We start from the raw sequence: 14,265 nt of genomic DNA on the forward strand, positions 1-14,265 counted from the left end.
GCCGTTTTTTTCCAGTAGAAGGAGGTAATCAATGATTGTTCAGCTGAATGGGAAAAAAGTAGAGTTGGCGGAAGAGATCACGACAGTACGGGCTTTGCTCGATTCTTATTCCCTGCAAGAGAAGATTGTCGTCGTTGAGCGAAATGGTGACATCATTGATCGCTCTGCGTACGATCAAACACCGATTGCAGACGGAGATCGCATAGAAATCGTTCATTTTGTCGGAGGAGGATGATCATCATGATGGATACATTGAAAATTGGACCGTACGAGTTTCGCTCCCGCTTGCTTCTGGGGACTGGTAAATTCGCTGATTTGGATACACAAGGGAAAGCGGTAGAGGTGTCGGAAGCAGAAATTTTGACCTTTGCGATTCGTCGCTTGAATTTGGAAAATCCGCAAGAACCGAACTTTTTGGAACAACTCGATTTGAAAAAATTCACCCTGCTACCAAATACAGCAGGTGCCTATACAGCAGAAGAAGCAGTGCGCATTGCCCGTTTGGCTAAAGCATCTGGGCTGTGTGACATGATCAAGGTCGAGGTTATTGGAGACCCGAAAACACTTCTCCCTGACCCGATTGGCACGCTCGAGGCTTCGAAAATCTTGGTGGAAGAAGGCTTTATCGTGCTGACCTACACCAATGACGATCCCATTCTTGCCAGACGACTGCAAGAGGTTGGCGTACATGCGGTTATGCCAGGTGCCTCACCAATTGGTTCCGGGCAAGGGATTGTCAACGAAAACAACCTCCGCTTTATCATTGAGGATGCCAACGTACCGATTATCGTAGATGCAGGAATTGGCTCGCCAGCAGACTGCGCGAAAGCAATGGAGCTGGGTGCTGATGGTGTCTTGTTGAATACAGCAGTCGCTCTCGCTGACAATCCTGTCCTGATGGCAGAAGCGATGAAGCTCGGCGTGGAAGCAGGTCGCAAAGGCTTCTTGGCAGGCCGTATCGCGAAAAAGCGTTACGCGTCCGCGAGCAGCCCGGTCGAAGGGATGATTGAGTAGCGTGGATCGACTGACAGAAGCGGTAGAATCGATCGCCAGCCGCAAAGAAGAGCTGTTCGCTTTATTGGCAGAGCTCGTTTCTCATCCGACTGTGAGTCCTCCCGCGCGAAATAGCGATGCCGCACAAGGTGTAATCGCCGACAGACTGCAAGCGATGGGATTCGAGGTAGATCGCTGGACGGTATATCCAGGAGACGACAATATTGTCGGTCGGTTATCAGGGAGTGCCTCAACCTACGCAAACAGCTTGATTGTCAACGGGCATATCGACGTGGCTGAAGTCGGTGATGACATCGGGTGGACCTATCCACCTTTTGCTTTGACACACGGCAAGGATGGGCGCTTGTACGGCCGTGGAGTTGCGGATATGAAAGGCGGACTCGCAGCGAGCTTGTTTGCGATCCAAATGCTGCGAGAACACGGAATCGAGCTCCAGGGTGATCTGCTTTTCCAATCCGTCATCGGAGAAGAAGCGGGTGAAGCGGGGACATTGGTGGCCATTGAGCGTGGCTATCAGGCTGACTACGCCGTTGTAGTGGACACGAGCAATCTGCAAATGCAAGGGCAGGGCGGGGTCATTACAGGCTGGATCACGATTGAAAGTCCGACGACGCTGCATGACGGAATGCGTGCACAGACCATTCATGCAGGCGGACGCGTCCGGGGAGCTTCTACCATTGAAAAAATGACGAAGGTGATCACCGCACTACAGGAGCTGGAGCGGGACTGGGCTGTCATGAAGTCTTATCCCGGATTCCCGCCAGGCAGCAATACGATCAATCCTGCAGTCATCGAGGGAGGCCGGCACGCTGCGTTCATCGCAGACCGTTGCGCCCTATGGATTACCGTTCATTTTTATCCGAACGAATCCTACGAAGAGATTATTCGAGAGATCGAGGATCACGTCGGGCGTGCGGCTGCCGCAGATCTTTGGCTGAGAGACAATCCTCCAACATTCCGCTGGGGTGGACGTTCGATGATTGAGGAGCGCGGTGAAATCTTCCCTTCGCTGGAGCTGGATACGAAGCATCCGGGGTTGGTAACGCTGCAATCCGCATATGAAACTCACATGCATCAAACACCTATCGTTAACATGTCGCCTACGGTGACCGATGCAGGCTGGTTTGCGCATGCAGGCATTCCAGCTGTCCTATTCGGGCCTGGTGAGCTCACGCATGCTCATGCCGTCGATGAATCAATTGATTCTGACCAGCTTGTTCATTTTGCCCAGATCATGGCCCGCTTTATTGCCACCTGGTGCAATACCCCAAAGGAAGCGAAGGAGTGAGTATCGCATGAAAACCTTTACTGATCGTTTGAGAAAAAGTGTAGCCCCGATCTGGGAGCGTGTTCATCAACATCCTTTCGTCACGGGACTTGGAGATGGCAGCCTGCCTGTCGGTGCATTCAAATATTACATGAAACAAGACTACATCTACCTGATTGATTACGCGAAAATGTTCGCGATTGCGAGTGTGAAGGCGTACGATCTGGAAACAAGCGCCAGATTCGCTGCTTTGCAAGAATCGACGCTAAACACAGAGATGGAGCTGCATCGCCAATATGCTGAGCGCTTTGGTATCTCTCGCGAGGAGCTGGAAGCGACAGAGCCTTCGTTTGTGATGCTGGGATACACCAGCTACATGCTGCGTGTTGCTCATCAAGGGTCGTTGGCGGAATTGGTGAGTGCACTACTCCCATGCACATGGAGCTATTGGAAAATCGGCAAGCGGTTGGCACAAGTAGAAGGGGCACTGGATCACGAATTGTACGGCGAATGGGTACGTATGTACAGCTCCAATGAATTTGGGCAGTTGGCAATCTGGCTGATTGATATCATGAACCAATTGGCAGAAGGTAAGAGTGAGCAAGAGCTGGCCAAGCTGGAGGAGTATTTTGTCAACACCTCCAAAATGGAGTACATGTTCTGGGACATGTCCTACAGAGAGGAAATGTGGCCGTGGGAGAACAACTAGCTTTCGCCGACGTCAGCTTTTCGTATGGCGACAGGCAGATTCTCGATCATTTTGATCTGCGTGTGGAAAAAGGGGAATTCGTCAGCTTGATCGGTCCGAGCGGGATCGGGAAAAGCACGTTGTTTCAGCTCATCGCAGGTCTTCTTGAGCCGGGACAAGGCGAAATCAGGCTCGGCAGTGTACCGGTAGCAAATCGTTTGGGGCAGGTCGGCTATATGCCCCAACGCGATTTGCTCATGCCATGGCGCACGATTGTCGAAAATGCAGCTTTGCCGCTGGAAATCAAAGGTATGACGAAAAAAGATGCGCATGAGCGCGTCAGACAGCAATTGCCAAGGTATGGGCTTCAGGACTGGGCTGACAGCTATCCAGCCCAGCTTTCCGGCGGGATGCGTCAGCGAGTTTCCTTTTTACGGGCTTTGTTTTCAGGCGCAGAGATGATGCTGTTGGATGAGCCGTTTAGTGCATTGGATGGAATTACGAGAATGGACATGCAAGAGTGGCTGATGGAAAAGTGGCAGGAAACAGGCAGTACGATGCTGATGATTACACATGACATCGACGAAGCCATTTTACTTGCCGATCGTATTATCGTGCTTGCAGGTAGTCCGATTACCAAGCCGATCGAATTAACCGTTCCGGTGAGCAGACCGCGAACGGTGAGCAGCCGCAACCAAGCCGAATTTTTGGCATTGCGTGAAGAGATTTGGGAACGGCTTCGACAGGATCGACAAGCAACTATGAAGCCGTTGAGGAGAGAAGCATGATGGGCAGAGGCATTTGGTTTGGTATCTCCATCGCCATTTTTCTTCTGGTATGGGAAGCTGGATGTCGCTTCCTCGGGGTGCAGCCATTCATTTTACCGCCGCCTAGCGCTGTGATTGTGTCTTTGTGGGATTTACGCGCCTCTCTAATAGGTGTACATCTTTGGGCAACGTTAAAGGAAGTGTTACTGGGGCTATCGATCTCGATTGTATTTGGAATCTCCCTTGCATTTGCGATGATTCGCAATCGGATTGTGGAGCGCTTGGTCTATCCGTATATCGTCATCTCCCAAACGATCCCCATTATCGCGTTATCACCCGTATTCATTTTGTGGTTCGGGTATGATTTATCTGGAAAAATCGCGGTTACGATTCTGTTTACTTTCTTTCCGATTGTCGTCAACGCGTATGATGGTCTTCGCTCGACGGACAAGGAAATGCTTCAGCTGTTAAAAACAATGGGGGCAACAAACGGACAAATTTTCACCAAGCTGCAACTCCCGTCGAGTTTACCTCATTTCTTCAGTGGTCTCAAAGTGGCAGCCACCTACAGTGTGGCCGGGGCGACCATTGGGGAATGGCTGGGAGCGAGCGAAGGGCTAGGGTACTTTGGCAGACGGGCATCCGGCAATTTTCAGGCACCCGCGCTGTTTGCCTCAGTCCTGTTGCTCTCGATTCTCGGTATGCTGCTGTTTTGGCTGGCTGGACGAATCGAACGTCATTTTTCCCCGCATATGAAAATCAAAGGAGAACAACAATGAAACCTTTCAACAAATGGACGAAAGCATTCATGGCACTTACATTGGCAACAGGTCTTGCTGCTTGCGGCAATCAGGCGAGCTCGGATGCTGGTCAGACGCAAGCCCCTTCTGATAAAGGAGCGGAGCCTACTGAGCTGACGATTGCTCTCGATTGGTATCCGAATGCCGTTCATTCCTTCTTGTATGCAGCAGAGGAGCAAGGCTATTTCAAAGACGAGAATCTCAAGGTGACCTTGCAAATGCCTTCGGACAGCAATGATCCGTTAAAGATGGCGGCTGCGGGCAAAGTAGATTTGGCAATCAGCTATCAACCACAGCTTATTCAAGCTCGTGCAGAAGGAGTTCCTGTCGTATCTGTAGGTGCACTCGTTCGTCATCCGTTAAACGTGATCATGACGCGCCAAGACAGTGGAATCGATACTCCGCAAAAGTTGGCTGGAAAAAATATTGGTTATCCGTCCCTTCCACTTGATGAATCGATTGTACGTCAAGTTGTGAAGCATGGTGGTGGCGATGATTCCGGACTGACCTTCACGGATATCGGCTTTGACATCGTCCCGGCGTTGACGGCCAAAAAGGTCGATGCCGTGGTAGGTGGCTATATCAACCACGAACAACTGATTTTGGAGAAGCACGGCATTCCAGTCAATGCGTTCAAGCCTTTTGAGTTTGGTGTTCCAGACTATTATGAGCTCGTATTGGCAACAAGTGACGAGACTTTGGGCAAAAAGCAAAAAGCAGTGGAAGGTTTCCTGCGTGCGATTGGCAAGGGTCAGGACTATGTGAAACATAATAAGGAGAAGGCACTCGATCTGTTACTTGCCAAACAGGCTGCCGATTTCCCGCTGGAAAAAGACATTGAGACCAAGAGCTTGGATATCCTGATTCCGCTGATGGATGCGGGGGAAAAGCCTTTTGCATACCAGACGGCCGAATCTTGGCAAACACTAATTGATTGGATGAAAAAAGAGAAGCTGATAACAGCTGATATCAAAGCAGAAGAGATCATGCGCGATCTCGTGAAGTAATCAGTCAAAAAGCACCCCCTTTGCACGCTTTTGAGAGTCTACTCTCGATTAGCCAGTCAGAGGAGGTGCTTTCTCTATGATGTCTTCCTTTTAGGAGGAGAGGGGGAAACAAAGTTCTGCTGTCATCCCTTGTCCTGTATCACTTGTTAACAGCAGGTGTCCATGATGAGCGGCAGCAATCCGTGCAACCATGGGCAACCCGAGACCATGACCATTTTGTAAGGGAGATTTTCTTTTCGACGAATAGGGCAATTCCACCAAGTCAGGTAGCATGCTTGGCTCAATGCCTTTTCCGTTGTCAGTGATAATCAAAAGAGCATTGCGCTGGTTGGGTGACAGGGCCGTTTGCACGTGGATGTGACAGCCTGATGGGTTATGCACGATGCTGTTTTGGATCAGATTCGTGATGGCGCGGACGAGAAGTTTTTCATCGCCCATTACGAAGCATTGCTCAGTCGTGACATCCAGCTCGATGGTAAACGTCTCTGCCAAATCATTGTTTAAAAAGTCAGTGACAATTTGCCGCGCAAGTGTCGATAGCCGAATTGGTTTGGTATGAATGGGCTGCATTTCGTATTCCAGCATGGAAACGAGATTCAAGTCGCTGACCAAAGAACGGAGCTTTTCCCCTTGCTTTCGAATAATGCTTGCTTTTTGCTGCTGCTCGTAAGGCACCGCGTCGCTCTCTTCCAGTTCACTGGCATACCCGAGCACCATTGATAGTGGCGTGCGTATATCGTGGGAGATTCCAGCGATCCAATTCGAGCGTGCTTCGTCTCTGGCTTTTAACAAAGCGTTCTTCTCTTGCAGAAGCGACGATGCATGATTGATGCTTCGCGCAATCCCGCTGAACATTCCTTTTGCCTCGACATGTGTATGCTGATCTTCTGACAGAGTATGAATCCCGCTAATCAGTGGGCGGATTGCCCGAATGAGTCGAGAGCCGATGAACAAAGAGAGAAGAGCGGCGAGCAGGATATTTCCGAAAAGCAAAGCCAGTAAGCGGTATGGCAAATCGCTTATCCAACTGATCGGGAAATGAAACTGGTACTTGGCGAGACTGTCCTTCGGGTAGCCCACGACGACCAGCCCCAACTCATGCTCCCAAACAAAAACAGGATAGTCCTGTAAGTAATTTCGCGAGAGCTGCGCCACTTCTGCCAGAGAATAAGTGCGGGGCAATTCGTTCGGTATGGCGTAGTCCCAGATGACCTTCCCATCGTTTCCAATCAACATGGCCCAAGCCTGGCTTTTTTGCAACCACTCTTGTGCATTTGGTTCCAATGTATAGTGGGAACCGTTCTTGTGCAGCCCCTCTGCGACAGTTTGTGTGACGTGAATGGGAGGAGAGCCCTCGTTCATCCCTTTAAAAACAAATGTGCCGAGAATGATGTAATTGACGATGAGCAAAAAGACGGCGATCAGGATAGAAGCACCTGTATAACGACGTAAAATTCGTGCGGCTCCATCCATCTACAACTCTTCCTTTACGAGTAACTTGTATCCGAGTCCTCTTACCGTGAGCAAATATTCAGGAGTGGACGGGCATGCCTCGATCTTTTCGCGAATGCGCCTCATATGAACCATCAGGGTGTTTTCATACCCGTAGTAATCGTCCCCCCATACAGATTGGCACAGGGCATCGCTCGTGACGATTCGTCCTCGATTTTCATAGAGTTTTCGCAAGAGCGCGTGTTCCTTGGCAGTCAGGGCATATTCGTAGTGATCTCTCGTCACGATTGCTGCCTCTAAATCGATCGTACTGTTACCAAGCTGGAAAACGGGCAGACGATCGATTTGGGGAGGAGCGTAAACGCGTCGTAAAATGACCAGAAGACGAAGAACGAGCTCGCGCGGTAAAAATGGCTTCACAATGTAGTCGTCAGCGCCCAGACCAAGTCCGAGCAATCGATCTTCATCTTCCCCTCTCGCTGACAGAAAAATGACAGGGATTTGCGAGAAACGACGGATCGAAGTCAATAGTCCAAATCCATCGCCATCAGGCAGCATGACATCCAGGATCGCGATATCTGGCTTGTCCGAAGCGCATATCTCTAACGCCTCTTTACAACTACCCGCATGAAAAATTCGAGAGAATCCTTCCTTACGTAAAAATCCATCGATCATGTTTCTGATTTCTAGCTCATCTTCCACAATGAGCACTTTTTTCTGTTTCCACTCTTCCATATTGAATCACCCGTATTTATTATACTCGTTCGATTTGTGTGTTCTACCCACTCGGAGTCGATTTAAGGTTGTTGTAAGATTCTTGTCAGCTTATCGACGGGTTGGGACTCTATGATTTCGTAGGAGAGACCAAAAGATAGGAGCGAGAAGAGATGAATACGGTGATTCGAACGGAAAACCTTTCCAAAAACTACGGAGGAGCCTATTGCGTCCAGCGGGTGAATCTTGCGGTAGGAGAAGGAGAGGTCTATGGCTTCCTCGGTCCAAATGGTGCAGGAAAATCGACGACTCTGAAAATGCTGCTAGGCTTAGTCAAGCCGACTGAAGGGAGTGTATCTGTATTCGGGAAGGATTTTAGCAGGAATCGACTTGAGATATTGAGTCAGACGGGTTCCTTGATCGAGGCTCCTTCCTATTACGGCCATCTTACCGGTCTGGAAAATATGCGCGTCATGCAGCGGCTGCGAGACGTCCCGGACAAACAAGTAGAAAAGGCACTGCAAATCGTTCGTTTGGAAAAACAACAGAACAAAAAGGTAGACCAGTATTCGCTCGGGATGAAGCAGCGACTGGGAATTGCCATGGCTTTGCTGCATTTTCCAAAGCTCGTCATCCTCGACGAACCGACAAACGGTCTGGACCCTGCCGGAATCGGTGAAATTCGGGAATTGATTCAATCCTTGCCACACCAGTATGGAATGACGGTCTTGCTCTCCAGCCATCTGCTCTCGGAAATCGAGCAAGTCGCCACATCCATCGGCATTATCCACGGGGGGAAACTATTGTTTCAAGGGAGTATGGAGCAACTGCAACGGAATAGTCGGCCTCGTGTTTGGTTGAAAACGCAGGACAATGACAAAGCGAGAAGAGTTCTTCAAGATCGGGAGCTTTCTCCAAGTCTCCAAGATGGCTTTCTTGTTATGGAAGAGATGGGGGATAGAGAGGTAGCGCAGACAAACCGGGCGCTGATGATGGCGGGCATTGATGTTTATCGCATTGAAGTGCACAAACAAAGCTTGGAGAGTATTTTCCTTTCCCTTACAGGCAAGGAGGGAAGTTTGTAATGCGGATGCTTTGGCTGGAGTTTTATAAAATTCGACATAAGCGTTTGTTTCTCATGCTCGCCATTCTTTTGAGTATCGAACTGGCATGGGGGTTTATGGCTGTCAGTATCTCCATGACAAAAAATCCGGATGCGCAGACGTGGAGCGCCATACTGGTTACGATAACAGCCATGAACGGATTGTTTTTGCCGATCGGTTCGGCTGTCATTGTTTCACGAATTTGTGATATGGAACACAAAGGGCGTACATGGAAGCTGCTGATGGCTGCTTCTGTCAGTAGGAAAGCTGTTTATGCGGCAAAATTCGTCTCTGCGGCTGTTTTGATGGGGGGTGCCGTCATTCTACAAGCTTTGGCGATCGTGGCCTTTGGCATTGGTTTTGGTTTAGCCGAGCCAGTCCCGATTGGCCTATTACTCCGCTTTGTGGTAGGAACCACGGTCACAACACTCGTAGTGATTGCTCTGCAACAATGGGTCTCTCTCGCCATCAAAAATCAGGCGTTCAGCCTATGCCTCGGGATGATCGGGGGATTCATTGGTATGACAGCGAGCTTGTTTCCACCACAAGTCGGACGCCTTTTCATCTGGTCGTACTATGTAGACTTTTCGCCCGTTACGTATCAGTACGTGAACGAAACTATGCGGTTTACTACACGAGAAATCGGTCTTTCTTTACCGATCATCGTCGTACTCATGGGCATCGCATTTTACCTTGCTGGGAGCATTCACGTATCCCGGCAAGACGTATAGGGAGGACATTGTATGCTAATCAGATGTTTGGGAGCAGAATGGGTAAAACTTCGACGCTCTCGTATATGGCTCGTTTTGCTTGTGCTTCCTATTTTCAGTACGTTGATCGGATTTGCGAACTTCTGGATGAACCAAGCGATCCTGCAAAATGGCTGGTACAGCCTGTGGACGCAGGTGAGCTTGTTCTACGGAGAATTTTTCTTGCCCATTCTCATCGCGATCTGCTGTTCGTTTGCGTGCAGATTGGAGCATGTAAACCGAAACTGGAATGTAATCCTGACAGCGCCTGTATCGACTCCAACGATTTTTTTCGCAAAGCTGGTGGTGGTTGGCGTTCTCCTTTTTGGTGTGCAGTTTTTCTTCTTCGTACTTTATATTTGCGCGGGTTTCATCGCTGGACTACACGCACATTTTTCGTTTCCTACGGAAGTGTTCGGATGGATTCTGCGAGGCTGGCTGGCTTCGCTCACCATTATTTCCTTCCAGCTATGGCTTTCTACGCGGATACAGAGCTTTGCTGTACCTGTCGGCATTAGTGTTTGCTCTGTTTTTGTAGGGTTGGGCTTGTATGTGTCTGGGCTCGGGATGTTCTTTCCCCAGTCACTTTTGACGATTGGCATGGGCGTGCTCAGTCAAGAAAGTTTGTCACTAGGAGAGCTGGGGGCGTTTGTGGTCATGTGTGTACTGTTCGTGACGAGCGGTTGTGCACTGGGGATTCGTCGTCTTACGAGAGAAGGTCTTTAATAGTTTTCGCCATATTAACGGTTTCCCTTTCCTGTCAAACAACCTTATAATAGAAGGAGAATGATCGAATGAGGAGAAGTTTCCATGGACGATAAACACATAAACAAGACGAATAGCAAATGGGTGATCTGGGGGTTTATTCTCAGCGTACTCGCTTGTGCTGTGTCTATGGTGATTTTTATCTACGTGATGCGCAACTGACAGCACATGATGGAAGCGTCAAAAAACCGCTCGTTTCATAGAGCGGTTTTTTGCTGTGGTATTAGCGGGATATCGCTGTTATTTTTCGGATGGCTTCTTCTTGTGATAGCTGGTTCAACTCGGTAAAGCCAAGGTTGGAAAGAGCAATGGTTTTTCCTTGATAGATTGGATAAATGCCTTGCCAGAGACCTGCTGTACTGTACAGCTGTGATCCGCTCACTTTTCGTAAAAACAATAAATAATTCCCTTCCGCCAGCGGCCCAGGATATTGCAGGTTGAGCGGACTGGAGGCATCAGGAAGCGGCTCTACGCCAGTGCTAACCACTGTTAATAGTCTGGATGCTGTGCCTTTTACGGCCTTTTTTACCTGAAGTCTTTGTGTGTAATTCACGATCTTGCCCTGGGGAAGGGTGCGTCCTGTGGGATAAGCCCGATGGGTGCTGTCTACCCGCCCGATGACGATCAAGTCGCACTTTTTGACGAGCTCCGCAAGGGAAGAAAAAGAGGAGGGATCTACTTGTACCCGCCCGATGTCCGTTTGGGCATGGACAGGGAATGAAAAGCTGCAGAGAAGTGACAGACAAAGCAGCAATTGATAGAACATGAAACCATTTCCTCCAAACAAAAGAAGTCTTGAAGGTAGTATGAACGGAATGGGTATCATTCATGCCTATACGTTTTTAGTATAATGGTAATATTCCGAATAAATAGAATACATGCTATCATGGTGGCGTACTGTGATTTGTTGGTTGAAATCGCCCAGACTATGACAAGGAGGTTATCATGAATCAATTATTTGCTTTTCGACGTGTCGGTACGTGGTTTTTCGTGTTGGCTCTTTTGTTGCAGGTAGCAGCTTCGCCTGCGCTAGCCAAGGAAGAGTCCACTTTTTCTAGTCCTCTTGCACTCCACATAGAAAAATTCCTCGCCGATTTGAAAAACGATGAGAATAGCAAGGGGATGTACGCTGGAATTGCGGTCTACGATCTAACCGACAAAAGGTACGTATATAAGCACAATGCCGAACGAAATTTTATCCCGGCTTCCAACATGAAGCTGTTTACGACCATTGCGGGTCTGGATAAGCTGGGGCCGGATTATCAATGGAAGACCGAGGTGTTTGTTTCAGGAAAGGTAAATAACGGAGGTATTTTGCAAGGAGATCTGATTTTAAAAGGCTATGGGGACCCTAGCCTGACCCCGGACGATTTGCAGCAAATGGCAAAAGCCATCAAAGATTTGGGGATCAAACGAATCAATGGAAACCTGCTTCTCGATGACAGCTATTTCGATGAGACCAGACTGGGCACGAGCTGGATGTGGGATGACGAACCGTATGGGTACAGCGCTCAGATAAGTGGATTAGCCGTAAATAAAAACGTTACGACCCTAACCGCAACCCCTGGAAAAACGGTGAACGATGCCCCCGTCCTGACGATGAACCCAGCTACCACATACATAACAGTCACAAACCAGTTGAAAACGACAGCGGGCAAGGAGAGCAACGTGCTTGTCGAGCGTCCGCGCGGAAAAAATGAAATCATCGTATCCGGTACGATCGGGGTGCAAGCACCTCCTTATGATGAAGATGTCACGATGGAAGACCCGGCTTTTTATGTAGGCGATTTATGGAAGGATCAGTTGCAAAAACAAGGGATTGCCTTACATCCGAAGGCGGAAGTGAAAAAAACCGTGCTGCAAGGCGGAGTGCCTCTCTATACCCACTTGTCCAAACCATTAGGTGAGATCACGGTGGAGCTCAACAAGGATAGTGACAATTTCTATGCGGAGATGCTTGTAAAGACACTGGGCGTTACCCAGAAAGGTGAGGGCAGCTTTGAAGCAGGCAGTGAGGCGGTAGCGGACGTGATGAAGCGAGCTGGCATTGAGTCAGGCTTCCGTCAGGTAGACGGCTCCGGGTTATCGAGATTTAATATGATCACTCCGGAACAGATAATCGAAACACTCATCTTTTTGCAGGAGCAAGAATATCGAACGGAACTGGAAAAATCACTCCCAATCGCGGGAGTAGACGGCACCTTGAAAAACCGCATGAAAGGAACCAGTGCGGAAAAGAACCTGGTAGCGAAGACAGGCTCATTAAGCGGAGTCAATACGATGTCGGGTTATGTAACGGCAAAAAATGGTCATAAGCTGGCCTTCTCGATTTTGATCAACGGCATTTATAAATCGAAGTATGCAAGGGAGCTACAGGATCGAATCGGAATTTTGTTAACAACCTACCCGGATATCGCAGCACCGGAAGGATTCAGCCTTCCAGAGAAAAAGTCGTACCCACTCTCTGCTATGATCGATCCCATCCTAGATACGCCGGAAGCAGCAGGGGTAACGGCTGGAATCATGATCAAATCGTTGGATACAACAGGTGATCCTGTTTTATACGAGCGGGATGCGGACACACTGCTTACCCCAGCTTCGAATTTGAAGCTGTTGACGACCGCAACCGCGCTGAACCAGCTTGGCTCGGATTACGTCTTTAAAACAGAAGTGTATGGAGACGCCCCGATCACCTCTTCGGGCATACAACAAGGCAATCTGTATGTGAAAGGATACGGTGACCCTACCTTGCATACGGAGAATGCACTCCAGGTGCAGGAAGGTGTGTCGATTGAAAAAATAGCAGGGTGGCTCAAGCAACAAGGAATCACGCGTATCAACAGGAACCTTGTGATGGATGACAGCTACTTTGATCAACAACGGCTTGGCCTCGGCTGGGCATGGGATGACGAGAGCTACTATTACAACCCGACCATAGGGGCTCTCGCATTAAACCGAGGGACGGTCATGATTGAATTCAAGCCCGCTAACGATGCTGGCAAACCAGTGGACATCAATGTGCTACCCAAAACAGCGTATGTGCAGGTGATCAATGAAGCCAAGACGGTACAAAAAGGGGAAGAAAATACGTTTGCAATCCTGCGTGACCGTGGAACAAATACCATCAGACTGTCAGGGAACCTCCCGCTTGATCACGAAGGGGATTACGAGCGAGTTCCTGTGGAGGAGCCAGCCAAGTACGTGGGTACCGTACTGAAGGAAACGTTGCAGCAGCAAGGAATTGCGTTTGCTCCAAAAAGCGAAGTGCTCATCCAGCCAGTTCCTCCAGCAGCAGTGAAATGGACAAAATTTGAGTCACTTCCGCTCAAGGACATCGTTCAGTACCTCAACAAGCGAAGTGACAATTACTACGCAGAAATGCTCCTCAAGACGCTCGGAGCGGCAAAGAAAGGCAAAGGGAGCGCAGCCAGTGGTGCAGAGGTCGTTCAGGAAGCCGTAGCTTCACTTGGCGGGAATACCACCTTCGACATGATGGATGGATCTGGTTTGACCCGCTACAATCTAATTTCTGCTCGGCAGATCGCATCCTTACTTGAAGGGATGACCAAAGAATCGACGTTTGCCGCTTATGATGAATCTTTGCCCATAGCGGGAATAGATGGTACACTGAAAAACCGCTTGAAGGACACACTTGCCGCAAATAATCTTCACGCGAAGACAGGTTCGATGACGGGTGTAAACACACTGTCAGGCTATATCACGACAAAAGGCGGGGAGAAGCTCATCGTTTCGATTCTATTTAATGGCTATGTCGAGGATGAAGAGCTGTTTACCAAGATGCAGGATCAGATTATTACGATACTAGCCAGTTACGAATAGATATACGAAAAGGAGTGCCAATTACTGGGTGCTCCTTTTTCTGTTGGTATCGTCTCCTGAACTGGGTCAATGCCTGTAGCGGTCAATCAGCGGGCGACA

14 protein-coding genes are annotated in these 14,265 nt (G+C 49.2%); 11 read left to right on the forward strand and 3 right to left on the reverse strand.

From position 1 onward, the window contains the following. The first annotated feature begins 31 nt into the window (after window positions 1–31). The 7 genes from thiS to HP401_RS30440 are packed head-to-tail and all read left to right on the forward strand — an operon-like array spanning window position 32 to window position 5,543. The gene (thiS, locus tag HP401_RS30410) at window positions 32–235 is read left to right on the forward strand and encodes a sulfur carrier protein ThiS (RefSeq protein WP_173606045.1); all 204 of its coding nucleotides are present in this window, start codon (window positions 32–34) and stop codon (window positions 233–235) included. Between the two features lie 5 nt (window positions 236–240). Beyond that, window positions 241–1,014: a thiazole synthase gene (locus HP401_RS30415; protein WP_173606046.1), complete on the forward strand. Its 774-nt coding sequence runs from the start codon at window positions 241–243 to the stop codon at window positions 1,012–1,014. Then, a complete protein-coding gene (locus HP401_RS30420) occupies window positions 1,007–2,302 on the forward strand; it encodes an acetylornithine deacetylase (protein WP_173606047.1) in 1,296 nt (431 codons plus the stop codon). Before HP401_RS30415 ends, HP401_RS30420 begins: the two co-directional genes overlap by 8 nt. A 7-nt stretch (window positions 2,303–2,309) precedes the next feature. Further along, on the forward strand, window positions 2,310–2,990 hold the full coding sequence (tenA, locus tag HP401_RS30425) for a thiaminase II (protein ID WP_173606048.1): 681 nt from the start codon (window positions 2,310–2,312) through the stop codon (window positions 2,988–2,990). Further along, window positions 2,975–3,757: an ABC transporter ATP-binding protein gene (locus HP401_RS30430; RefSeq protein WP_173606049.1), complete on the forward strand. Its 783-nt coding sequence runs from the start codon at window positions 2,975–2,977 to the stop codon at window positions 3,755–3,757. Before tenA ends, HP401_RS30430 begins: the two co-directional genes overlap by 16 nt. Then, window positions 3,757–4,515 (forward strand): ABC transporter permease, encoded by a 759-nt coding sequence (locus HP401_RS30435; protein WP_173606098.1) that lies wholly within the window; start codon window positions 3,757–3,759, stop codon window positions 4,513–4,515. Before HP401_RS30430 ends, HP401_RS30435 begins: the two co-directional genes overlap by 1 nt. Next, window positions 4,512–5,543 carry an ABC transporter substrate-binding protein gene (locus HP401_RS30440; protein ID WP_173606050.1) on the forward strand — a complete coding sequence of 344 codons (1,032 nt, stop codon included), beginning with the start codon at window positions 4,512–4,514 and terminating at the stop codon, window positions 5,541–5,543. Before HP401_RS30435 ends, HP401_RS30440 begins: the two co-directional genes overlap by 4 nt. Window positions 5,544–5,633: 90 nt before the next feature. Here the strand turns inward: HP401_RS30440 and HP401_RS30445 are convergent, their stop codons facing one another. Together HP401_RS30445 and HP401_RS30450 are read right to left on the reverse strand one after the other, a co-directional pair. Then, entirely contained in the window at window positions 5,634–7,016 is a 1,383-nt protein-coding gene (locus HP401_RS30445) for a sensor histidine kinase (protein ID WP_173606051.1), read from the reverse strand. Next, window positions 7,017–7,730, reverse strand: coding sequence for a response regulator transcription factor (locus HP401_RS30450; protein WP_173606052.1), 714 nt, complete (start codon window positions 7,728–7,730; stop codon window positions 7,017–7,019). 152 nt (window positions 7,731–7,882) lie between these two features. On the opposite strand from HP401_RS30450, the gene HP401_RS30455 reads away from it, so the two are divergent. The 3 genes from HP401_RS30455 to HP401_RS30465 are packed head-to-tail and all read left to right on the forward strand — an operon-like array spanning window position 7,883 to window position 10,287. Beyond that, window positions 7,883–8,794: an ABC transporter ATP-binding protein gene (locus HP401_RS30455; protein ID WP_173606053.1), complete on the forward strand. Its 912-nt coding sequence runs from the start codon at window positions 7,883–7,885 to the stop codon at window positions 8,792–8,794. Beyond that, on the forward strand, window positions 8,794–9,543 hold the full coding sequence (locus tag HP401_RS30460) for an ABC transporter permease (protein WP_173606054.1): 750 nt from the start codon (window positions 8,794–8,796) through the stop codon (window positions 9,541–9,543). Before HP401_RS30455 ends, HP401_RS30460 begins: the two co-directional genes overlap by 1 nt. 12 nt (window positions 9,544–9,555) lie before the next feature. Then, window positions 9,556–10,287: an ABC transporter permease gene (locus HP401_RS30465; protein WP_173606055.1), complete on the forward strand. Its 732-nt coding sequence runs from the start codon at window positions 9,556–9,558 to the stop codon at window positions 10,285–10,287. Between the two features lie 262 nt (window positions 10,288–10,549). Here the strand turns inward: HP401_RS30465 and HP401_RS30470 are convergent, their stop codons facing one another. Next, the gene (locus HP401_RS30470; RefSeq protein ID WP_173606056.1) at window positions 10,550–11,092 is read right to left on the reverse strand and encodes a hypothetical protein; all 543 of its coding nucleotides are present in this window, start codon (window positions 11,090–11,092) and stop codon (window positions 10,550–10,552) included. 179 nt (window positions 11,093–11,271) lie between these two features. Between HP401_RS30470 and dacB the strand changes: the two genes are divergently transcribed. Beyond that, window positions 11,272–14,166, forward strand: a complete 2,895-nt coding sequence (gene dacB, locus HP401_RS30475) for a D-alanyl-D-alanine carboxypeptidase/D-alanyl-D-alanine endopeptidase (RefSeq protein WP_173606057.1) — start codon at window positions 11,272–11,274, stop codon at window positions 14,164–14,166. Window positions 14,167–14,265 lie beyond the last annotated feature (99 nt).

Source organism: Brevibacillus sp. HB2.2 (assembly GCF_013284275.1).
Classification (GTDB): domain Bacteria; phylum Bacillota; class Bacilli; order Brevibacillales; family Brevibacillaceae; genus Brevibacillus; species Brevibacillus brevis_D.

Bases quoted from the DNA above. Each gene is read 5' to 3' on its own strand.
- thiS (WP_173606045.1), top strand. From the start codon at position 32: ATGATTGTTCAGCTGAATGGGAAAAAAGTAGAGTTGGCGGAAGAGATC.
- HP401_RS30415 (WP_173606046.1), top strand. From the start codon at position 241: ATGATGGATACATTGAAAATTGGACCGTACGAGTTTCGCTCCCGCTTG.
- tenA (WP_173606048.1), top strand. From the start codon at position 2,310: ATGAAAACCTTTACTGATCGTTTGAGAAAAAGTGTAGCCCCGATCTGG.
- HP401_RS30435 (WP_173606098.1), top strand. From the start codon at position 3,757: ATGGGCAGAGGCATTTGGTTTGGTATCTCCATCGCCATTTTTCTTCTG.
- HP401_RS30440 (WP_173606050.1), top strand. From the start codon at position 4,512: ATGAAACCTTTCAACAAATGGACGAAAGCATTCATGGCACTTACATTG.
- HP401_RS30445 (WP_173606051.1), bottom strand. From the start codon at position 7,016: ATGGATGGAGCCGCACGAATTTTACGTCGTTATACAGGTGCTTCTATC.
- HP401_RS30450 (WP_173606052.1), bottom strand. From the start codon at position 7,730: ATGGAAGAGTGGAAACAGAAAAAAGTGCTCATTGTGGAAGATGAGCTA.
- HP401_RS30455 (WP_173606053.1), top strand. From the start codon at position 7,883: ATGAATACGGTGATTCGAACGGAAAACCTTTCCAAAAACTACGGAGGA.
- HP401_RS30460 (WP_173606054.1), top strand. From the start codon at position 8,794: ATGCGGATGCTTTGGCTGGAGTTTTATAAAATTCGACATAAGCGTTTG.
- HP401_RS30465 (WP_173606055.1), top strand. From the start codon at position 9,556: ATGCTAATCAGATGTTTGGGAGCAGAATGGGTAAAACTTCGACGCTCT.
- HP401_RS30470 (WP_173606056.1), bottom strand. From the start codon at position 11,092: ATGTTCTATCAATTGCTGCTTTGTCTGTCACTTCTCTGCAGCTTTTCA.
- dacB (WP_173606057.1), top strand. From the start codon at position 11,272: ATGAATCAATTATTTGCTTTTCGACGTGTCGGTACGTGGTTTTTCGTG.